General features: G+C 67.3%; 13 protein-coding genes and 1 pseudogene. 13 read left to right on the top strand and 1 reads right to left on the bottom strand.

Annotated features, from left to right (window positions below; genetic code table 11):
* Positions 1 to 2: 2 nt before the first annotated feature.
* On the top strand, positions 3 to 1,985 hold the full coding sequence (locus tag AC1DP9_RS18030; RefSeq protein WP_477108094.1) for a glycosyltransferase family 2 protein: 1,983 nt from the start codon (positions 3 to 5) through the stop codon (positions 1,983 to 1,985).
* Between the two features lie 5 nt (positions 1,986 to 1,990).
* A complete protein-coding gene (locus AC1DP9_RS18025) occupies positions 1,991 to 3,553 on the top strand; it encodes an efflux transporter outer membrane subunit (RefSeq protein WP_477108093.1) in 1,563 nt (520 codons plus the stop codon).
* On the opposite strand, the gene AC1DP9_RS18020 is transcribed toward AC1DP9_RS18025, so the two are convergent.
* The gene (locus tag AC1DP9_RS18020) at positions 3,525 to 9,020 is read right to left on the bottom strand and encodes a trifunctional serine/threonine-protein kinase/ATP-binding protein/sensor histidine kinase (protein ID WP_477108092.1); all 5,496 of its coding nucleotides are present in this window, start codon (positions 9,018 to 9,020) and stop codon (positions 3,525 to 3,527) included. The two genes, AC1DP9_RS18025 and AC1DP9_RS18020, sit on opposite strands and share 29 nt — an antisense overlap.
* Before the next feature lie 278 nt (positions 9,021 to 9,298).
* Here AC1DP9_RS18020 and AC1DP9_RS18015 point away from each other — a divergent pair, with 278 nt between their 5' ends.
* The 11 genes and pseudogenes from AC1DP9_RS18015 to AC1DP9_RS17965 form a co-directional block, all read left to right on the top strand.
* Entirely contained in the window at positions 9,299 to 9,670 is a 372-nt protein-coding gene (locus tag AC1DP9_RS18015; RefSeq protein WP_477108091.1) for a c-type cytochrome, read from the top strand.
* A gap of 51 nt (positions 9,671 to 9,721) precedes the next feature.
* Entirely contained in the window at positions 9,722 to 12,100 is a 2,379-nt protein-coding gene (locus tag AC1DP9_RS18010) for a DNA polymerase II (RefSeq protein ID WP_477108090.1), read from the top strand.
* Between the two features lie 113 nt (positions 12,101 to 12,213).
* On the top strand, positions 12,214 to 13,905 hold the full coding sequence (locus AC1DP9_RS18005) for an MBL fold metallo-hydrolase (RefSeq protein WP_477108089.1): 1,692 nt from the start codon (positions 12,214 to 12,216) through the stop codon (positions 13,903 to 13,905).
* A gap of 18 nt (positions 13,906 to 13,923) precedes the next feature.
* The gene (locus AC1DP9_RS18000) at positions 13,924 to 14,889 is read left to right on the top strand and encodes a LysR family transcriptional regulator (RefSeq protein WP_477106074.1); all 966 of its coding nucleotides are present in this window, start codon (positions 13,924 to 13,926) and stop codon (positions 14,887 to 14,889) included.
* An 84-nt stretch (positions 14,890 to 14,973) separates the two neighbouring features.
* The gene (locus AC1DP9_RS17995; protein ID WP_477108088.1) at positions 14,974 to 15,411 is read left to right on the top strand and encodes a hypothetical protein; all 438 of its coding nucleotides are present in this window, start codon (positions 14,974 to 14,976) and stop codon (positions 15,409 to 15,411) included.
* 194 nt (positions 15,412 to 15,605) lie between these two features.
* Positions 15,606 to 15,755, top strand: coding sequence for a hypothetical protein (locus tag AC1DP9_RS17990; protein WP_177219971.1), 150 nt, complete (start codon positions 15,606 to 15,608; stop codon positions 15,753 to 15,755).
* A gap of 263 nt (positions 15,756 to 16,018) precedes the next feature.
* Positions 16,019 to 17,257 (top strand): AI-2E family transporter, encoded by a 1,239-nt coding sequence (locus AC1DP9_RS17985; protein ID WP_477108087.1) that lies wholly within the window; start codon positions 16,019 to 16,021, stop codon positions 17,255 to 17,257.
* A gap of 156 nt (positions 17,258 to 17,413) precedes the next feature.
* On the top strand, positions 17,414 to 18,475 hold the full coding sequence (locus tag AC1DP9_RS17980; RefSeq protein ID WP_477108086.1) for a cyclase family protein: 1,062 nt from the start codon (positions 17,414 to 17,416) through the stop codon (positions 18,473 to 18,475).
* Between the two features lie 59 nt (positions 18,476 to 18,534).
* The gene (locus tag AC1DP9_RS17975; RefSeq protein WP_477108085.1) at positions 18,535 to 19,785 is read left to right on the top strand and encodes an ABC transporter substrate-binding protein; all 1,251 of its coding nucleotides are present in this window, start codon (positions 18,535 to 18,537) and stop codon (positions 19,783 to 19,785) included.
* 169 nt (positions 19,786 to 19,954) lie between these two features.
* Positions 19,955 to 21,061 (top strand): porin, encoded by a 1,107-nt coding sequence (locus AC1DP9_RS17970; protein ID WP_477108084.1) that lies wholly within the window; start codon positions 19,955 to 19,957, stop codon positions 21,059 to 21,061.
* A 132-nt stretch (positions 21,062 to 21,193) separates the two neighbouring features.
* Positions 21,194 to 21,563 (top strand): annotated as a pseudogene (locus tag AC1DP9_RS17965) (transposase family protein); the annotation flags it as partial.
* Between the last annotated feature and the right edge of the window lie 268 nt (positions 21,564 to 21,831).

Below are 21,831 nucleotides of genomic sequence, written 5' to 3'. Positions count from 1 at the left end.
CGATGTTCGCCGATTTTCTCGAAAACCGGATGCTGATGGAGATCAACGCCGGCGCCTTCCTGATCGCGGTGCTATGCCTGCGCGGCAGCCGCCATCGCGCGGCGGACCGTTGGCTGTTCGGCATCGCCGCCGGGGTGCTGCTGTCGTGCTACTACGTCTGGCGCTGCACGCAGACCCTGCCGGACTGGCGCATGGACTTCCCGAGCGTGTGGTCGTACGCGTTCTTCGGCTTCGAGACCCTGACGATTGCCTACACGCTGATCTCGATCGTCACGCTGACGCGCACCTCGGACCACAGCGCGGCGGCCGATGCCGGCGAGGCGGTCCTGCGCCGCAGCCCCGAGGTGCCGCAGGTGGACATCTTCATCGCCACCTATAACGAGGGGCTGGACGTGCTCGAGAAGACCATCGTCGCCGCACTGGCCATCGACTATCCCAACTTCCGCGTCTGGGTGCTCGACGATACCCGGCGCGACTGGCTCAAGGACTTCTGCGGTACGGTCGGCGCGCGCTACGTGACCCGTCCGGACAACACCCACGCCAAGGCTGGCAACCTCAATAACGGGCTACAGCACAGCGCGGAGGCGGGCGGCGCGGCGTTCATCATGGTCCTGGACGCGGACTTCGCGCCGAACCGGAACATCCTGCTGCGCATCATCGGCCTGTTCGACGACCCCGTGGTCGGCGTGGTGCAGACGCCGCAGTTCTACTACAACGCCGACCCGATCCAGTACAACCTGCGCTCCACCGAATGCTGGGTGGACGAGCAGCGGGCCTTCTTCGACGTCATGCAGCCGGCCAAGGACGCCTGGGGCACCGCGTTCTGCATCGGCACTTCGTTCGTGGTGCGGCGCGACGCGCTGACCAAGATCGGCGGATTCCCGACCGGCACGGTCACCGAGGACATCCACCTGACCTACCGCCTGATGCCGCACGGCTACATCACGCGCTGGCTCAACGAGCGGCTCAGCGTGGGCCTGTCTGCCGAAGGGCTGCCTGAGTACATCAGCCAGCGCAGCCGCTGGGGGCTGGGCACGATCCAGGTGGCGCTCACCGCCGATGGCCCCCTGCGCGGGCGCGGCTATTCGCTGCGACAACGGCTGCACTACGTGCACGGCCTGCTCCACTGGCTGAGCCGCCCGTTCACCTTGATGCTGCTGGCCGGCCCCCTGCTCTACTGGTATTTCAACGTGCCGACGCTATATGGCGATCCGGTCCAGTTCCTCGCCTATGGCGTGCCGGCGCTGCTGCTGTACTGGGCCTACAGCATCTGGATCACCGGCTCGCGGGCGATGCCGATCTTCACCGAGGTCACCCAGATCGTGGCGGCACTGGCGGTGACCGCCACGCTGGCCAGCGCCGTGTTCAAGCCGTTCGGGCGACCGTTCAAGGTCACCAACAAGGGGCTGGACCGCTCGAAGCTGGTGATCCACGGCAAGTTCGCCGCGCTCTACGGCGGAATGTTCCTGTTCACCGGCATGGGGCTGGCGCGTGCCGTGGCCGCCGATGGCTCGGCGCCCGGCCTGGCCTTCAACATCGGCTGGACGCTGGTGTCGATGGTGCTGTACTTCGCCTCCCTGCTGGTGTGCTTCGAGCTGCCGCGCCCCCGCAAGGAAGAACGCTTTCCGCACCGGGAGCGCGCCGTGCTGCGGCTCTACGGCAAGGACGGCGTGGCCTACGAATTCCACGGCACCACGCGCGACCTCTCCTGCAACGGCGCGGGCCTGCTGCTCGACGGCAATGCGGCCGTCACGCGCGGCATGGACGGCGCCGAAGGGGCGATCTGGCTGGCGCCGCTGGGCTGGGTGTCCTGCCGCGTGGCGCGTGCGCGCGGCAACCTCGCCGGCGTGGCGCTGCGCCCCGACACGGCCGCCCGCCACCGCCTGATCCGCCTGCTGTTCAGCGAGCCCGCACACAACATCGCAGACCGTGGCCGGCCCGGCGTGGCCATCGCCCAGCTGCTGCGACGCGCTTTTTCGGGATAACCACCATGACCAAGACAATCACGACGATGCGCTACCTAGTCCCCCTGCTCCCGCTGGCGCTGGTCGCCTGCACGCTCGAACCCACCTACCAGCGGCCCGAGTCGCCGGTGCCCCCGCAATGGCCGACCGGCGCCGCGTACCAATCGGGCGCATCCGGTGCCCAGGCGGCCTCACCGGGGCAAGCGCAGGCGCAGGCACCCGCCGCCAGTCTGGGCTGGGAAGATTTCTTCACCGATGCACGCCTGCGCCGGCTGATCGAACTCGCGCTGGCCAACAATCGCGACCTGCGCATTGCCACGCTGTCGATCGACCAGGCGCGCGCGCAGTACCGCATCCAGCGGGCGGCGCAGTTCCCGGCCATCAATGGCAGCGCCGGCTTCGCCAGTTCGCGCATCAGCGGCGACCTGCGCCCGCCGGGGCAGGACCCGATCATCAACGCGTGGACCGCCGGCGTGGGCTTCAACGCCTTCGAACTGGACCTGTTCGGCCGGGTGCGCAGCCTCAAGCACGAAACGCTGGAACAGTACCTCGCCATCGAGGAGGTGCGCCGCAGCGCGCAAATCAGCCTCGTGGCCGAGGTTGCCAGTGCCTACCTGACGCTCCGGGCCGATCAGGAACTGCTGAAGATCTCGCAGGACACGCTCAAGGTGCAGGAAGACGCCGCGCAGATGATCGACCGCAGCAAGCGCGCGGGGGGCATGGCCCAGCTCGACACGCATCGCGCCCAGACCCAGCTGGAGACGGCGCGCGTGGGCGTGGAGCAGTACACACGCCAGGTGGCGCAGGATGAAAACGCGCTGGCGCTGCTGATCGGCGGGCAACTGCCGGCCGACTTGCCGGCGCCGCAGCCGTTCGAGAACAATTCCTTTGTGGCCGAATTGCCGGCCGGGCTGCCCTCCACCGTGCTCGAGCAGCGGCCAGACATCATGGCCGCCGAACACCGGCTCAAGGCGGCCAACGCCAATATCGGCGCGGCGCGGGCGGCCTTCTTCCCGACCATCTCGCTGACCGCCAGCGTCGGCGCGGCCAGCAGCACGCTGGCGGGGCTGTTCTCGGGCGGCATGGCCTGGGTCTTCGCGCCGCAGATCACCCTGCCGATCTTCAACGCGGGCGCCAATCAGGCCCGCCTGACCGTCTCCGAGGTGCAGAAGGACATCAACGTGGCCGCCTACGAGAAGACCATCCAGGGTGCCTTCCGCGAAGTGGCCGACGGGCTGGCCGCGCGCGGCACCTACGACCGCCAGACGGCTGCGCAGGAGGCGCTGGCGAAGGAGATTACCGAGACGCGGCGCCTGTCGGAAATCCGTTTCAAGAACGGGGTGGATGACTACTTCGGCGTCTTCGATGCCCAGCGGCAGCTCTACAACGCCCAGCAGACGCTGGTGACGATCCGCCTCGCGCGGCTGACCAGCCGGGTGGGCCTGTACAAGGCGCTCGGCGGCGGATGGACGCAGGCGACGGTGGCCCAGCCGGCTCAGCCCGCACCCGGCGCGCCAGCCGCGCCAGCCGCCCCCGCCGCGAAAGCTGCCACGCCGGCCGTCACGCAGCCGGTTGCGCAGGCACGGTGAACTGGACCACGGCGCCCCGGGGCTGGTTCGGGCTCGCCCAGAGCCGGCCGCCGTGGGCCTCGATGATCGACCGGCAGATCGACAGACCCATGCCCAGGCCCGTGGCCTTGGTCGTGTAGAACGGGGCGAACACGCGCTCGGCGTCTTGCGGCGCAAAGCCCGGGCCGGTGTCGCTCACCGTCACCAACACGCTGCCGGCCTCGGCCTGCACGGTGCGGATAAGCAATTGCCGGGCACCGTCGCCGATGCCGCCCATGGCCTCCAGCGCGTTCATGATCAGGTTGAGCAGCACCTGCTGCAGTTCCACGCGGTCGCCTTCGATGGCTGGCAAGCCGTCCGCAAGCTGCGCCTGCACCGTGGCGCGGCCCTTGTCGGCTTCGCCACGGGTCAGCTCGACCACCTCGCCGATCGCCTGATTGATGTCCACCAGCTCCTTGCGCGGCGGTGCCTTCTTGATCAGCTGGCGGATGCGCCCGAGCACGTCCCCCGCGCGGTTGGCGTCCTTGACGATACGGGTGAGCGCCTGGCCCACCTCGTCGATATTGGACGGTTTGGCGCCCAGCCAGCGCAGTGCCGCCTGCGCATTGGTCACCGTCGCCGCAATCGGCTGGCTGACTTCGTGCGCGATCGACGCCGCAAGCTGCCCCATGGTGGCCACGCGGTTGGCGTGCGCAAGTTCGGCCTGGACTTCGCGATAGCGCTGCTCGCCCTGGTGGACCCTTTCCTCGGCCTGCTTGCGCTCAGTCAGGTCGAGCACGAACGCCACGCCCTCCTTCCGGCCGGCTTCGAACGTGGCCAGGCCGACGATGACCGGCAAGTAGCTGCCATCCTTCCTGACGTACGCCTTCTCGAAGGGCCGCGCGTGCCCCGTCCGCACGGCCTCGGCCAGTGCATGGTGGTTGACCGGGCGCAATTCCGGCGGCGTCAGGTCGTTCCAGCCCACGCGCCCCGAGAGCAGTTCCTCGCGCTCATATCCCACCATGCGCAGGAAGGCATCATTGGCTTCGAGAATCTCGCCCTCGCCCCGCCAGAAGACGATCCCGATGATATTGGCGTCCACGAGTCGCCCGATTTTCGCTTCCCGTTCCGCCACGTCGCGGTACAGCCGGGCGTTCTCCAGCGAGATGGCGGCCTGCGAGGCCAGCAGCTTCAGCACCGCGATCTGGGCCGGGCAGAACACGCGGGCGGTCAGGTTGTTTTCGAGGTACAGCGCGCCGATGAGCTTGGCCTGGTTCATCAGCGGCAGGCAGAGCACGGAGCGGGCGCGATGCTGGCGAATGTACGGGTCGGCGGAGAACGACGGCTCGGCCACGGCGTCGTCGAGGAACACGTTCTCGCGCGTGCGCAGGGCATGGTAGAGGACCGATTCCGGCAGCATGGCCGCGCTCACGGGCGCCGCGCGCAGTTGCAGCAGGATCGCGTCGCTGCCGGTCGTGGCTTCCGCCGCAATTCGCAGTTCGCCGCCGTCCGACAGGATCAGCAGGCCGCGTTCGGCGCCGGCCTGCTCGATGGCCGTGCGCATGATCATCTCGATCAGGTTGTCCAGGACGATTTCGCCCGAGGCGGCCTGTGACACCTTGATCACGGTGGCAAGGTCGAGATGTTCGACTGGCGTGGCGATGGTGTTCGTCGCCCCGGGCGCGGCTTCCTCCGTCCGCAGTTGCGGATATTCGGCCTCCAACTGCCGCACCTTGCCCGCAGCGCCCCAGCGCAGGTAGCCGTAACGGGCGTCCCGCAAATAGACACGGGCGATCTTCGCCAGACCACGCGCCGCATAGAAGCGTGCCGCGAGTTCGTTGACAAGCGCCTCATTGTGCACATAACCGCAATCCTGCGCGAGCTGGATGGCGGTCTCGTAGCCAAGTTCGGCGTCCACCACACGGTCTTCGAGCCGGGCGATTTCGGCAGCCACCAGCGCGGCATGGCCGGCAAAGTTCTCCGGGCAGAGATCGGCCCAGATGCGGAGTTCGCGCTGCTGGGCGGCCAGGATGTCCAGATGCGGCTGGCGGTCGTCGGCTGGCATGGCGGTGCACAGGCCGGCCCGGGCCAGCGCGCTATAGAAGACGTACTCGCCCTCTTCGATGAACCCGTGCGCGGCCGGCAGCAGCGGTTCTGCCCGGGACGCGGCCTCCAGGGCGCCCGCATGGTCGCCGGCGACATAACGCGCCTGCAGTTTGCGGATCCAATACCAGCAGGCGTTCAGGATGGAGCCCATGGGCAGGCGGCCCTCGACCTGGGCTTCGTTGAACTGCGCGTCGTCCAGGCTGCCGAATGCCGGCGTCAGGCCGCGCAACATCCGGATCAGCGCAAGCTGGGTCTCCATGAAGCCGATGACGAGGCCGAAGCGCTTCATCTTCACGTAGGCCAGGCCGCGTTCGGCTTCGCTCTGGGTCTCTGCCAGCGGCGTGCCGATGAACAGCAGGTTGGCGGCGAGGCTGTTGCAGACGAAGGCGCCGAACGGCACGTCGCCAGTCCGGTTCGCGGCGCCGAAGGCGCGGCGCAACTGGTCGTTGGTGGTCCGCACAGGCTCCGCCCAGCGCCGGGCGAACAGCGCGTAGGACAGGTAGGTGCGGGCTTCGTAGTGATCGAGCCCGCGCCGCTCCGCCAGTTCGCAGCCAAGCTGGCCGAACTGGAAGGCGCGCGCGTAGTCGCCAAAGCGCCGCCCGACCACCCTGGGCACGTTGGTGTAGGCCACGCACGAGGCATCGGCGTTGCCGTGCTCCAGACTGAGGTTGGTCGCTTTGCAGATGGTCAGGGACGCGAGGTTGGCATCCGTATGCGACGCCGGCACGAAAAGCTTGATCAGGACGTCGACGGTACCGATCGAGGCGGGATCCTCCATCGGCGGCAAGTCGATCAGCGTTTCGATCGGCCGATCGCCGAGTTGGGACCGGATGCGCGCGTACTCGGCCTGCACCGCCGTCTCGTCCGGGTGCGGGGACCAGTCGATCCCCACATGGCGGAGGAAGGCGAGGCAAACGGCGATGGCGTTGTCGCGCTGGCCGAGCACCACGTAGATGTCCACCTGCCAGCAGGTGACCTGGGCACGTTCGACCGTCGTCGTGGCGCGCGCGGACAGCGCCGCGAACCGCGCTTCGGCCACCGGCGCCTGCCCGGACAGGAACTCGCACTGGGCGCGACCCGACTCCAGCGCGAATCGCAGCGCAGGCCGGCGGACCCAGCCGTCGTCGTTCAGGAGGGCCGCGCCCGCCGCGAAATAGGTGAGCGCCGAGGCGTAGGCCGTCGCCGCCTTGGCGCGCTCGCCGGCCAGCAGGTTGAATTCGGCCAGTTGGTCCCGTTCGTCCTGTTCGGCGATCAGCGCCGCGCCCCGGTTGAGCTGGCCCACGATCTCGAAGATCGCGCCTTCGCGTTGGTCCAGCGGCGTCTGGGCGGCAATCAGTCGCCCGACCCGGAGGTGGGCCTCGGCGCGCGAGGCTTCGGGGATCATCGAATAGGCGGCTTCGTGGATCCGGTCGTGCACGAAGGCGTAGGCGCCCTCCTGCCGCTCGACCAGCTCCTGGCGAATCGCCTCCCAGAAGGCCGCATGGACCTGCCCTTCGGCCATGCCGAGGATGGTCGAGAGCGTGGTGATGCCGGCGACGTTGCCGAGGCAGGCCAGTTGCTGCAAGGCCTGCTGGGTCGCGTCGGGCAGGCGGGCCAGCTTGCCGACCATCAGCTCCACCACGTTGTCGGTGTAACCCTTGGCGTGGATGCGGTCGGCCTCCCAGCGCCAATCCCGGGCGGCATGGTCGAAGGTCAGCAGGTTCTCATCGACCAGCCCGTGCAGGAACTGGATCACGAAGAACGGGTTGCCGACGGTCTTGTCCCAGATCAACTGTGCCAGTGGCGCGATGCGCGCCGGCTCGCCATGCAGCGACTCTGCCACCAGTTGCTCGACATGGCCGCCGGTAAGCGGCGCCAGCCGGATTTCGTCGATCCTGACGCCCTTGCCGCGAATGGCGCGCAGCGTGCCCGCCAGCGGATGCGCGTCGTCGACCTCGTTGTCGCGATAGGCACCGATCAGCATCAGGTAGCGCAGGTCCGCATGGCTCAGCAGGTCTTCCAGCAGGGCCAGCGTGGCGGCGTCGAGCCACTGGAGGTCGTCGAGAAACAGCGCCAGCGGATGCTCGGCCCGGGCGAATACGCCGATGAAGCGCCGGAAGACGAGCAGGAAGCGGTGCTGCGCCTGCTGGGGCTCCAGTTCGGCCACCGGCGGCGGCTCGCCGATGATCAGCTTCAGCTCCGGGATCAGGTCGGTCATGAGCCGCGCATTGGGCTCCAGCGCCTCCAGCAGCGCGCCGCGCCAGCGTTCGAGCTCCGCATCGGGCTTGCCGAGCAGCGAGCGCACCAGGCCCTGGAAGGCCTGCACCAGCGTGGAATACGGGATGTCGCGCTTGTACTGGTCGAACTTGCCGGACGCAAACAGCCCGCGCGGCGGCACCAGCACCCGGTGCAGTTCATAAACCACCGACGACTTGCCGATGCCGGAATAGCCGGAGACCAGCACCATCTCCGGCACGCCGCCGTCGACGATCCGCGCGAAGGCGTCGAGCATCGTATCGACCTCCTGCTCACGCCCGTACAGCTTCTCGGGTATCCGCAGCCGGTCGCGCGTGCCGTGCTCGTCGAGTGCGAGTGCGTCGATGCTGCCCTGCCGCGTCCAGTCGTCCAGACAGCGCCGCAGGTCATGCTCGAGCCCGGCGGCGGTCTGGTAACGCTCCTCGGCCGTCTTGGCCAGCAGCTTCGCGACGATGTCGCAGAGCATGTCCGGGATGGTCTCCACCCGCGTGCGCGCCGCCACCGGCAGGCGGGCGATATGGCAGTGGACCCACTCCATGGCGTCGGTCGCCACGAATGGCAGCACACCGGTCAGCATCTGGTACAGCGTGACGCCCAGGGCATAGAGGTCGCTGCGCGAGTCGATCGACCGGTTCATCCGCCCGGTCTGCTCGGGCGCCATGTAGGCGAGCGTGCCGGCGATGGTCTCGGGCGGCTCCGGGGCCTGCCGTTCGCGTGGCAGCCGCGAGGCAAGGCCGAAACCAGTGAGCCGGGCCTGGCCGTCGGCGCAATTCACGAGGATATGGGTGGGCTTGAGGTCCTTGTGGACCAGCCCGCGCTGGTGCAGCTTGCCCAGTGCCGATGCGATGCCGATGGCGTGCCCCAGGAACGTCTCCGTCTCCATCGGCACGCCCAGTTGCTGCGAAAGCGGTTCGCCGCCGGCGTCCTCCAGGATCAGCAGGCTCCGGCCACCTTCGTGGACCAGTGCCAGCGGACGGGCGGCCCAGCTGCCATCCAGTTCGTCCTTCAGGCCGAATTCGTGGGCGAGGCGATCCAGCGAGGCAGGCAGCGGGTGCTCGGCGGCGGGCCGCGCCAGCAGGACGGTCGGCCCGTTGCCGCCGCCCGGGTGCCGCCCTCGATGGAAGACGCGCTCCCCATCGTCCCACTGCATCTTCACGCTGTCATTCATTGGCACCGGCACCCTGTCTATATCTATGCGCGAAAAGGCGCCGCGACAGCATATACCAAGCCGCCAGCCGCAAGCTGCCCGGAAGGCACCGCGCGACAGGATTGTCCGAGTTTCAGGGCTGTCTGGCGGCCCGCTGTTGTCGGCTTAAATATCGGGTCGAGATAATCAGAGTTATCAGGCCATGTCGAATCGTGATTCGGCCGATTTTTCGGGGTGACGAAGGGAAAAGCCGAGGGGGCGGCTACACTGTCGCCGCTGCAATTCCTCGCTGACCTACCATGCGTTTTCCCTTGATCGCGCTGACTGCCTGCCTCGTCATGCAGGCCAGCGCCCACGCCGCCGGCGATATCGAGACCGGCCGCGCCGTATTCGACCGCAAGTGCGCCTCCTGCCACAAGATCGGCCCGGCGGCGCGCGGCACCTTCGGCCCCCATCTCAACGGCATCGTTGGCCGGCCGGCGGGCATGACTTCCGACTATCGCTATTCCGATGCCATGAAGACGTCGAAGGTGGTCTGGACCCCCGAGACGCTCCGCGCCTTCATCCACGCCCCGAACAAGGTGGTGCCGGGCAACAAGATGCGCTTCTGGGGCATCGGCGACGACAGCGAGATCACCGACCTGCTGGCCTTCCTGCAAACGGTTCGGTAGGGGCTAGAATCCCGCCAGCACCTCCCCACAGGTTTTCCATAGGCTTCCAGCGTGGCACTTGAGCAGGGCTTCATCCTGACCCGGCACTGGCGCGATACCCCCGCCGGTACCGAGGTCGATTTCTGGCTGGCCACGGACCAGGGGCCGCGCCTGCTGCGCCTGCCGCCCCAGCCGTCGGTGGCCTTCGTGCCCGAGGCCCAGCGCGATCAGGCCGAGCCGCTGTTGCGCGGCGAGCGCGGCGTGGACTTGCGCCCGCTCGAGTTGCAGGACTTCCACCGTCGGCCCGTGCTCGGGCTCTACTGCCAGCAGCACCGCCAGTTGATCCGGATCGACAAGGCGCTGCGGCAGGCTGGCGTGGATGTTTACGAGGCCGATATCCGCCCGCCCGAGCGCTACCTGATGGAGCGCTTCATCACCGCGCCGGTCTGGTTCGACGGCCAGCCGGACGCGCACGGCGTGCTGCGCCACGCGCAGATGAAGCCGGCCACCGACTATCGCCCCACCCTGCGCCTGGTCTCGCTCGATATCGAAACCACCGCCCATGGCGAGCTGTATTCGATTGCGCTGGAAGGCTGCGGCCAGCGGCAGGTCTATATGCTCGGCCCGGCGCCGGCGGGCGATCCGGCCCCGCTGGACTTCGCGCTCGAATACTGCGACACCCGCCCCGCCCTGCTCGAAAAACTCAACCAGTGGCTGGCCGAGCACGACCCGGACGCCATCATCGGCTGGAACCTCGTCCAGTTCGATCTACGCGTGCTGCAGGCCCACGCGGTGCAGTTCCAGGTGCCGTTGCGGCTGGGCCGGGGCGGCGCCGAGATGGAGTGGCGCGAGCACGCCAGGCAGCAGCACTACTTCGCGGCGGCGGCCGGGCGGCTGATCATCGACGGCATCGAGGCGCTGCGCGGCGCCACGTGGAGCTTTCCGTCGTTCAGCCTGGAGTCGGTGGCCCAGACCCTGCTCGGCGAAGGCAAGGCGATCGACAACCCCTACGACCGCATGGACGCCATCGACCGCATGTTCGCCGAGGACAAGCCCGCGCTGGCACGCTACAACCTGCGCGACTGCGAGCTGGTCACCCGCATCTTCGCCGCCACCGAGCTGCTGACCTTCCTGCTGGAGCGCGCCACCGTCACCGGCCTGCCGACCGACCGCAGCGGCGGCTCGGTGGCCGCCTTCACACATCTATATATGCCGCTGATGCACCGGCAGGGCTACGTGGCGCCGAATCTGGGCGAACTGGCGCCCGAGGCCAGCCCCGGCGGTTTTGTCATGGATTCGCGCCCGGGCCTGTACGAGTCGGTGCTGGTGCTGGACTACAAGAGCCTGTATCCGTCGATCATCCGCACCTTCCTGATCGATCCGATCGGGCTGGTGGAGGGGCTGGCCCACCCCGATGACGCCGATTCGGTGCCCGGCTTCCGGGGCGCGCGGTTCTCGCGCGGCAAGCACTGCCTGCCGGCCATCGTCGCGCGGATCTGGCAGGGCCGCGAGGCGGCCAAGCGCGAGCAGAACAAGCCGCTCTCGCAGGCGCTGAAGATCATCATGAATGCGTTCTACGGCGTGCTGGGATCGAGCGGCTGCCGCTTCTTCGACCCGCGCCTGGCGTCGTCGATCACCATGCGCGGCCACGAGATCATGCGCCAGACGCGCCTGCTGATCGAAGCGCGCGGCTATGACGTGATCTATGGCGACACCGATTCCACCTTCGTCTGGCTGCGCGGCGCCCATGCCGAAGACGATGCGGCACGCATCGGGCGTGAACTTGTCGCCTACGTCAACGACTGGTGGCGCGACCACCTGCGCCAGACCTTCGACCTGGACAGCGCGCTGGAACTCCAGTTCGAGACCCACTTCCGGCGCTTCCTGATGCCGACCATCCGGGGCGCCGAGTTGGGCAGCAAGAAGCGCTACGCCGGTCAGGTCATGCGTGCCGATGGCCGCGCCGAGATGGTGTTCAAGGGGCTGGAGACGGTGCGCACGGACTGGTCGCCGCTGGCGCAGCAGTTCCAGCAGACGCTCTACGCGATGATCTTCAACCGCGAGCCGTACCGCGATTATGTGCGGGACATCGTGCGCCGCACGCTGGCCGGCGAACTGGACGCGCAACTGGTCTACCGCAAGCGCCTGCGGCGCCAGCTTGGCGACTACCAGCGCAACGTCCCGCCTCACGTGCGCGCCGCGCGGCTGGCCGATGCCTATAACGATAGCCAGGGCCGCCCGCGCCAGTACCAGAACGGCGGCTGGATCAGCTATGTGATGACGGTGGCCGGGCCGATGCCGATGGAGACGCTCGATCCGCGCCAGTCGCCGATCGATTATGACCACTACATCACAAAACAGCTCCAGCCGATTGCCGACGCCATCCTGCCCTTCCTCGACGATGATTTCGACACGCTGCTGACTGGGCAGATGGCGCTGTTTCCGGACTGAAATCCGCCCCCATCCCAAGAGCAGCGCGGGATTCCTGCTGCATCGCGGCAGATTCGAACCGCCCGAACCCATTACACTTGGCGCCTGTTCTGATACTGCGCCCCATTCCGTCCATGTCCGAGACCCACGCCACTGCCGCCCCCGTTCGCTCCAAAGCCCTGCGCGCCGCCGCCAGCGTGCTGGTGCTACGCGACGGCCCGGCGGGCATGGAGGTGCTGATGATGCGCCGCCCCCAGCGCGACGACGACCGCAGCGCCGGTGCCTTTGTCTTCCCGGGTGGCACGCTAGATGAGCAGGATACGGCACTTCACCCCTTGTGCGATGGCCTCGACGATGCCGCCGCCAGCGCCCGGCTCAACGTCGACAAAAACGGGCTCGATTACTACCTCTGCGCCGCACGCGAAGCGTTCGAGGAAGCCGGCCTGCTGTTCGCCCGCGATGCCAACGGCCAGAATGTGGATCTCGATGCACTCGACGCGGACACCTACGGCAGCCTGCGCGAAGCCGCCGGCTACGGCGGCGCCGGCATCGCCCATGTCTGCGAACGGCTGGGCGTGCGCCTCGCCGTGGACCAACTGGCCTACGGCAGCCACTGGCTGACGCCGCCGGGCCTGCCGAAGCGCTTCGACACGCGCTTCTTCTTCGCGCTGGCGCCGGCTGGGCAGACCGCGCGGCACGATGGCGTTGAAGCGGTCGAGCATCGCTGGATGCGGCCCGTCGATGCGCTCGACCCGGCCAACAATATCTCGCTGGTGAACGTCACCCGCCGCATGCTCCAGTCGATTTCGCATTTCCCGACTGCGCAGGCGTGCTTCGACCATGCCCAAAAGCTGCGCAACATCGTGCAGATCATGCCGCGCCTGGCCACCGGCCCCAAGGGCGTGCGGCCGGTGATGCCGGAAGAAGCGCCGTACGCCGAAATCGCCCGGATCGACCCCGATGGCGCCGGCCATGGCCGCTACGCGCTGGCGCCGGGCGCAGCGGTGAAGCTCTCCGAACGGGTCTGGCGCGTCACGGCGGACAACGGCAACGTGATGACCGGCCCCGGCACCAACACCTACTTCGTGGGCGGCGGCGCGGACAACACCTGGGCGATGATCGATCCCGGCCCCGCAGATCCGGCCCATATCACCGCCGTGCTGGCCGCCGCGCCGGGCCCGGTGAAGTGGATTCTTGTCACGCATACCCACCTGGACCATTCGCCCGCCTCCGTGGCGGTGCGCGAGGCCACCGGCGCGCCGGTCTGGGGGCGCGTCACGGCCGTGCAGGACCGCCAGGACCAGACTTTCGCGCCGGACCGCATGCCCGAGCACGGAGAGCGGATCGTGCTCGGCCCGCACGCCACGCTGCGGGTGGTGCACACGCCGGGGCATGCGTCGAACCATCTTTGCTACCTGCTCGAGGAAGAGAAGACGCTGTTCACGGGCGACCACGTCATGCAGGGCTCCAGCGTCGTCATCAATCCGCCCGATGGGGACATGCGCGCCTATCTGGCGTCCCTGCAGGCGCTGCTCGACGAAGACCTGGAGTGGATTGCGCCGGGCCACGGCTTCCTGATGCCGCGCCCCCGGGATGCCATCCGGCTGCTGATTCGCCATCGGCAGCAGCGCGAGGCCAAGGTGCTGAACGCGCTGCGCGCGCTGGCGCCGGCCGATATCGGCACGCTGCTCGCCAGCGTCTACGACGACGTGCCCGAGCGCATGCATCCGGTGGCGCAGCGCTCGCTGCTGGCCCACCTGCGCAAGCTCGAGGAAGACGGCGTGGCGCGCGAGACCGAGGCGGTCTGGCATCTGATTTCGGCATGAGCCACAAATGAACCGCGCATGAACTTCAGCCTTTCCGATCTGCGCGCCTTCGTGGCGGTGGCCGAACTGAGCAGCTTCCGCGCGGCGGCGACGGAGTTGCATCTGTCCCAGCCGGCGTTGTCGCGCCGGATCGAGAAGCTGGAAGACGCCCTCGGCGTGCGGCTGTTCGACCGGACGACGCGCTCGGTGGAGATGACCGCCGTGGGCCGGGAGTTCTCGCGCAAGGCGCGCGAACTCCTTAACGGGCTGGAGGAGTCGCTGCTCGGCATCCGGGACGTGGCCACCCGCGTGACCGGCGAAGTCACGGTGGCGTGCGTGCCCTCGGCGGTGCGCTATTTCCTGCCGGCGGTGCTGCGCAAGTACCACGAGACGTGGCCGCGCATCGTCGTGCGGCTGATCGACGAAGGCGCCAACGAGGTGCTGAACCTGATCGTGCGCAACGAGGCCGACTTCGGCCTGAACTACATCGGCACGCAGGAGCCCGACGTCGAGTTCGAACCCGTGCTCAAGGAACCGTTCGTGGTGGCCTGCCCGCCCGACCATCCGCTGGCGCGCAAGCGCAAGGTCACCTGGGCCGAACTGGGCCAGTACGACTACATGACCGTGGGCAAGGCCAGCGGCAACCGCATGCTGCTGGACCTGGCGCTGACCGATGTACCCGATCGCCCGCAGTGGTATTGCGAGGTGCGGCACGTCAGCACGCTGGTGAGCCTGGTGGAAGCCGGGCTCGGCGTGGCGGCGGTGCCCCGGCTGGCCATGCCGCCGGGCAAGCATCCCACGCTGACCAGCGTGCCGCTGGTGGAGCCCACCGTCTCGCGTACCGTGGGGCTGATCCGGCGGCGCGGCCGGTCCCTGTCGCCGGCGGCGCAGCAACTGTATGACATGCTGCTGACGGCCAATGCCGAAATGCAGGGGGCCAAGACGCTTTCAGGGTCCTCCCGCCACTCAAAACGCGGCAACCCGCGCGGCAACCCCCGTACCTGAAATATCTGGATACCTTGCCGCACTGGCAGCGCGGCGCATCGCTGCCTACATTGGATGACATCGCTATTCGTCCAAGGCGCCGCCATGTCCAGACAATTTGCCATCCTGCTGCTGATGCTGGCCGCCTCCGGCGCCACCCATGCCGTCACCAAGTGCCAGAGCGGCAAGGACACGCTCTATACGGCGGCATCGTGCCCGGCGGGCTACCGCGATGTCACGTCCACCATGCGTGCCAATGTGACCACCATCACCAAGACCCCCAAGATCCGCCAGGACGAGCAGGCCTACCTGCAGAGCCGCGCCCAGATGGCGCAACAGATCCAGGTCTGGCAGGGGCGCGAGGACGATCTCGACCTGCGCGCGCAGAACGTCTTCTGGAATCAGTGCCGGGCACTCGAGTACCAGGCGCGGGCCGCCGAGCGCGCCATGCATACCACCGAGTACTGGAGCCGCGCGGACCGCTACCGCAGCGACGTCCATGCCCTGCGTTCGCAGCAATACGAGATGGGGTGCTACTTCTAGGGCCGAGGCTGATGCGAGGCGGTCATCATCCATGCCCCTCGTAGAACCTGCCGATATTAGTCAGGCTTAGATCGGCATACAGAAAATTTCAGGCTAATCGGCGCCGGTGAAACGTCTTGTCTCACATACAATTCGTTCCCATCGGCCCGCCAACGAAAGCTGGCAACGCGGTCGCAACCTACTCCTGTGATGCCATGCTGACTCTCACTGTGATCGTTGCGTATATGCTGGCCTGTATCGTCGCACTGGCCTTCGGCGCCCGCTGGGTGCTCAAGAATGACCCGCTGCTCAAGCAGTCGGGCGCCCGCCCTCACGGCGACGATCATTCGACGCTGACGCGCTAACCCGCCATGCGCTGATCGCCCCCCGGCTACGCCAGCCACGCAATCCCCAGAAGCCCGGTTCACGAGACCGGGCTTTTGCTTTGGTGGGGCTTTCGTGTATCAGGCTGCACACGCCCAAGCCCGCCTTGGAAGGTCGCGCCGCTGTCCTACACCGCGACCCGGAACGCACCGACACCCTCCCGCGCCCCGCAGTGACTATCGTTATGGCAGGCGTCCGCCTCGTGACGCCATGTCCTTCTTGTCTGCGAGCCGCCCCGCCATCCATGTCGCGCGTACCGATCCAGCCCGCCATGCGGGCCGCCCCGCCCGGCACCGTGGCCGGGCCTGATGTTGTGCCGGATGTCGTACCGGAGGGGGTGCCCGCAGTCACGGCTGAGGTGCCCGCGGACGCCGCGCCGGTGTCACCCACCCGTACGCCCCCCAAGCTGTCTGTCTCTGTGCGCCGCGCCAGCACGGCGTTGGTCATTCTGGCGACGCTCGCATCGCTCTACACCCTGCACCTCGCCCGCGACTTCATCGTGCCAGTAGTGGTGGCCATCGTCATCGCCTACCTGCTCGATCCGATGGTCGAGTGGCTCCAGCGCCAGCGCGTGCCGCGCGCCGTGGGCGCGACCGTGGTGCTGCTCGGCATGCTGGCCCTGCTGCTGTGCGGCGCCTATCTGCTCCAGGGGCAGATTGAATCTATTGTCGACCGGCTGCCCGCCATCGCCAGCAAGCTCTCCCGCTCGCTGGGCGAACTGGTGAGCGGCGACGACTCCATGCTGCAAAAGATCCGCCGCGCCACCACGGTACTGGTCGGTACCGGTCAGCCACCGCCGACCAAGGGCGCGCCGATCGTCGTCGAACGTTCCGCCGACGCCCTCAACAACGCCATCTGGGTGGGATCGATGGGCGTCTTCGCGATGCTGGCGCAGGCCATCGTCGTGCTGTTCCTGACCTGGTTCCTGCTGCTGGGCGGCGACATGTTCAAGCGCAAGTTCATCAAGATGGCCGGCACCACCATCAGCCAGAAGAAGATCAGCGTGCACATGCTCGACGAGATCAACCGGGCGATCCAGCGCTACATGCTGATGCTGGTCATCACGAACGCCGCGCTGGGGCTTTGTACGTACATCCTGCTCAGGTATCTGTCGATCGACAATGCCGGCGCGTGGGCGCTGGCGGCTGCCGCGCTGCACCTGGTGCCGTACTTCGGCGCGGTGCTGATCGCCCTGTGCCTGGGCGTGGCCGGGTTCATGCAGTTCGGCACGCTGTCCGTCGCGGCAGCGGCGGCCGGTGGGTCGATGCTGATCGCCACGCTGATCGGCTCCGGCATGACCACCTGGATGACGGGCCGCATGGCGCGCATGAACGCGGTCGCCGTCTTCGTCTCGCTGCTGCTGTTCACGTGGCTCTGGGGCACCTGGGGGATGCTGCTGGCGATTCCGCTGGCCGTCATCGCCAAGGTCGTGGCCGACCACGTCGAAGGGCTCGAGGTGGTGGCCGAGTTCCTCGGCGAATAGCCGTCCCCCTCGCCTTCCTTCCTCCTATTTCGTCACGCGGAACTTGATGCGACGCAGAATGACCGCGCCGCATGGATCACGTATAACCGAATGCTGCGCCGCGATGTGGCGGCGGCGCTTCAACCGGCAACATCTTTCGCGAGGGAGGTATCAGGCATGCGTTGGCAGCAACGTCCGCAGGGCTCCAACTGGGGCGATTTCGGTCCTGACGATCAACTGGGGCGCGTCAATTTGATCGGCCCCGAGCAGGTGGTCAAGGGCGCGCGCGAGATCCAGGCGGGGCGCAGCTTCTGCCTCTCGCTGCCGCTGGACTACCCCGGCGGCAACAAGCTCAATCCGCGCCGCCATCCGCCCGAGTTGCGCCCCACCTTCCGCGACGACTCCCCGTACATGAACTTCCCGCTGGCCAAGGTGAACCCGGCCGCGACCGATGTCATCAGCGACGATCAGGTGCTGCTCTGCCTCCAGTACTCCACCCAGTGGGACTCGCTGGCGCACGTGGGCGCGCTGTTCGATGCGGACGGCGATGGCAAGCTCGAGCGCGTCTACTACAACGGCTATCGCGCCAACGCGGACATCGTCGGCCCGGTCGACTATGCCGATGACGACCAGTTCGCCGCCCACGATTGCAGCCACGGCCATACCCACAGCCACGCCGACGCGCTCGGCATCGAGAACTTCGCCGTCAAGGGCATGCAGGGCCGGGGCGTGTTGGTGGATCTGGCCGATGTGTTCGGCATGGACTTCCGCAACGTCGGCTACGACGACCTGATGCACGCCATGGACACCCATCGCGTGGAAGTGGAGCCCGGCGACATGCTCCTGCTGCGCACCGGCTTTGCCGAAGTCGTGCAGTCGATGCAGCGCGAGCCCGACGAAGCGGTGCTCCACCACAGTTGCGCAGCGCTAAACGGGCGCGACGCCCGGCTGCTGAACTGGATCACCGATTCCGGCATCGCCGCGCTGATCGCCGACAACTACGCCGTGGAGCGCTACCCGGCCCTGCCGCCGCCCGACGAGGCGAAGACGCATCCGCTGCTGCCGCTCCACCACCATTGCCTGTTCAAGCTGGGGCTGCCGCTCGGCGAACTCTGGTATCTCAAGGACCTGGCGGACTGGCTGCGCGCGCACCGCCGCTCGCGCTTCATGCTCACGGCGCCGCCGCTGCGCCTGCCGGGCGCGGTGGGCTCGCCGGTAACGCCGGTGGCTACGGTGTGATCCGCGGTGTGCGTTTTTAAATCGTAGAAAAACTAGATAAAAAACTGGAGGAGACAACCATGAAGACTTCCGCGACATGGCGGCGGACGGCCCTTGCCTTGCTGGCGCTTGCCGGTGCTGGCGGTGTGGCCGGCATCGCCTCGGCCCAGTCGAAGGCAGGGATTTCCGATGATGTCGTCAAGATCGGCCTGCTGCTCGACATGAGTGGCCTCTACGCCGACGTGACCGGGCGCGGCAGCGCCACGGCGGCGCAGATGGCCATCGACGACTTCGGCGGCAAGGTGCTCGGCAAGAAAATCGAGCTGGTGGTGGTGGATCACCAGAACAAGGCCGACATCGCCGCCAACAAGGCGCGCGAATGGTTCGACACGGACAAGGTCGATGCCATCCTGGATGTGGCGGCTTCGGCACCCGCGCTGGCCGTGCTCGACGTGGCGAAGCAGAAGAACAAGATCGTGGTGTTCTCCGGCCCCGGCAGCGAGCGCCTCACCAACGATCTGTGCACGCCGGTTTCGGTCCACTACGCCTACGACACCTACGCGCTGGCCAACACCACGGCCAAGGCCATGGTCCAGCGCGGCGGCAAGACGTGGTTCTTCCTGACCGCCGACTACGCGTTCGGCCACACGCTCCAGCAGTCAGCCACCACGGTGGTCACCGAGGCCGGCGGGCAAGTGCTCGGCGCCGCGCGCCATCCGCTCAGTACCAGCGACTTCGCCTCCTACCTGCTCCAGGCGCAGGCGAGCAAGGCGCAGGTGGTGGGCCTGGCCAACGCAGGCGGCGACACGGTCAACGCCATCAAGGCCGCCTCCGAGTTCGGCCTGACGCGCGACGGCAAGCAGCGTATGGCCGGACTGTTGCTCTATATCAACGACATCCACGCGCTCGGCCTCAAGACCGCGCAGGGGCTGGTGCTGACCGAGGCGTTCTACTGGGACATGAACGACGCCACGCGGGCCTGGTCGCGCAAGTACTTCGACAAGGTCAAGAAGATGCCGAACATGAGCCAGGCAGGCGTCTACTCCTCCGTCACGCACTACCTGAAGGCCGTGCAGGCGGCCGGCACGGACGAGACCGCACCGACCATGGAGAAGATGAAGGCGATGCCGATCAACGACTTCTTCGCCAAGAACGGCCGCATCCGCGCCGATGGGCGCATGGTGCACGATATGTATTTGTTCGAGGTCAAGACGCCGGCCGAGTCCAAGTATCCGTGGGACTACTACAAGGTGCTGGCCACGGTGCCGGGCGACCAGGCGTTCATCCCGCCGTCGAAGTCGCAATGTCCGTTGCTCAAGGGCAGCCGCTGACGGAGCGCTGAGGGGCGCTTGACGCCCCAATTGTTCAAATCCCGGGACAGTCTGTCAGCCCAGACGCGCTTCTCCCGTTCCTGATCCCTCGTTACATTGCAGTCGCCGCCGGCACGCCCGAGCCCTTACGGGGTGCGCGGGCGGCGACCATAACAAGGATCACGAACGCATGAAGACCCGTCTCGCCTGCCTGGCCACGCTGGCCATCCTCCCTGCCCTGCCCGCTGCTGCCCACGCCCAGGGCAGCATCACGCTCTACGGCGTCGTCGACGCTGGCGTGGAATTCCTGACCAACGTGCCGAACGCGGCCACCGGCAGCAGCAACAACGTCGTGCGGATGTCCGCCGGCAACCTCTCCACCTCCCGCTGGGGCCTGCGCGGCGCCGAAGACCTGGGCGGCGGCCTGAAGGCCGTCTTCACGCTGGAAAACGGCTTCGACCTCGACACCGGCAGCGCCAACCAGGGCGGCCGCATGTTCGGCCGTCAGGCGTTCGTCGGCCTGCAGAACCAGTACGGCACGCTGTCTCTGGGCCGCCACCAGACCGTGCTGTACGACTTCTCGCTGGCCTATGACCCGATGGCCATCGCCACGCGCTACTCGGTATTGATGCACGACAAGTGGATGTCCGGCCGCGCCGATAACTCGGTGAAGTTCACCGGCCAGACCGGCGCGCTGTACTACGGTCTGTTCTACAGCACCGGCTACGACAGCAGCGCCGGCGGCGAGGTGCCTGGCGACTACAAGGCCGGCCGCAACTTCAGCGCCAGCGTCGGCTACACGGCCGGCCCGCTGTCCGCCCGCGTGGTGTACGACGAAGTGCGCGGCAGCACCGTCGCCACGGACGACAACCGCGAGCGCCGCGCCACCCTCGGCGCCAGCTACGACTTCGGCCGGGCCCGTGCCTTCGCCGGCTATCGCTGGTACTACGGCGACTTCGCCAGCAGCTCGCTGCGCACCAACCTGTACTGGATCGGCGCGAACTACCAGGTCACCCCGGCCATCACGCTGACTGGCGCCGCCTACTACACCGATGTGCGAAACAGCGGCGGCGACCCGTACAGCTTCGTGCTGTCCGGCACGTACGCGTTCTCCAAGCGCACCGACCTGTACACCATCGTCGCCTACGCCCAGAACCGGGACGGCTCGGCCATGGGCCTGTCCGGCTTCGGCCCGTCGCTGAACCGCAGCGCCAGCACCCTGACGGCCACAACCGAACAGGTGGGCGCCGGCCAGAACCAGTTCGGCGCCATCGTCGGCATCCGCCACCGCTTCTGAGCGCAGCGGCCACGCTGAAATCCACTTGACGGAGACTTTCCCTTCGTCTTTGGGCCCGCCTTGGCGGGCTCTTTTTTGGCTCTTCGAAGAATTCCGGGGATTGAATCGCGGCCTTCCGTATCCTGATACTTCGAGGAGTGCGGGTCGAAGTGCCGGCAGGTTCACAAGACAGTCATGCGGCGGGTCCGGGATCTGCGCTGTTCGAATACCGTGTCGTGCTGCATGTGCCGCGGCGCGGGGTGTTGTGCGAGCAGTGTAGAGTGCCGCACCTTGAGCGGCTGGAATGGCTAGGGTGCTACGCAGTTGCACGGTGAAGGCGGTTGCGCCCTTCTACGACCTTGGCTGGCATACGGCCAAATCCATCGACAAGGCCCGCCTGCGCGAGGCGGTTGTCGAGCCCGACTGGTCAGGCATCCGCTATCTGGCGATGGATGAATTCGCGCTTCACAAAGGGCATCGTTACGCCACGGTCGTCGTTGATCCCATCAGGCGGCAGGTGCTTTCTTCCTGAAGATCAAGGCAGCCTTCCCCGGAAGTCCTCGTTGAACCTTTTTTTGGGGTCCTTCATCGATTTCCGGGGAGCACTCCTCGGAAGGATGACCGTAATAGTGAAACTGCAAGCAGCAGATCGAAATCTAGCGACTACTGGAAGTGAGATGGAGTGCGAACACCCACGACTGCTTTCCTCCGCTACCAGGCACCGCGCTATACTTAGCGAAGGGGCTCTCTACCCGTCGTAGGGTGCAGGACCATTTGCCGTTTCGACTCTA

Source organism: Cupriavidus sp. 01L43, assembly GCF_056399925.1.
Note: the sequence above shows the minus strand (reverse complement) of the source record. Positions and strands in the feature narration are given on the sequence as shown.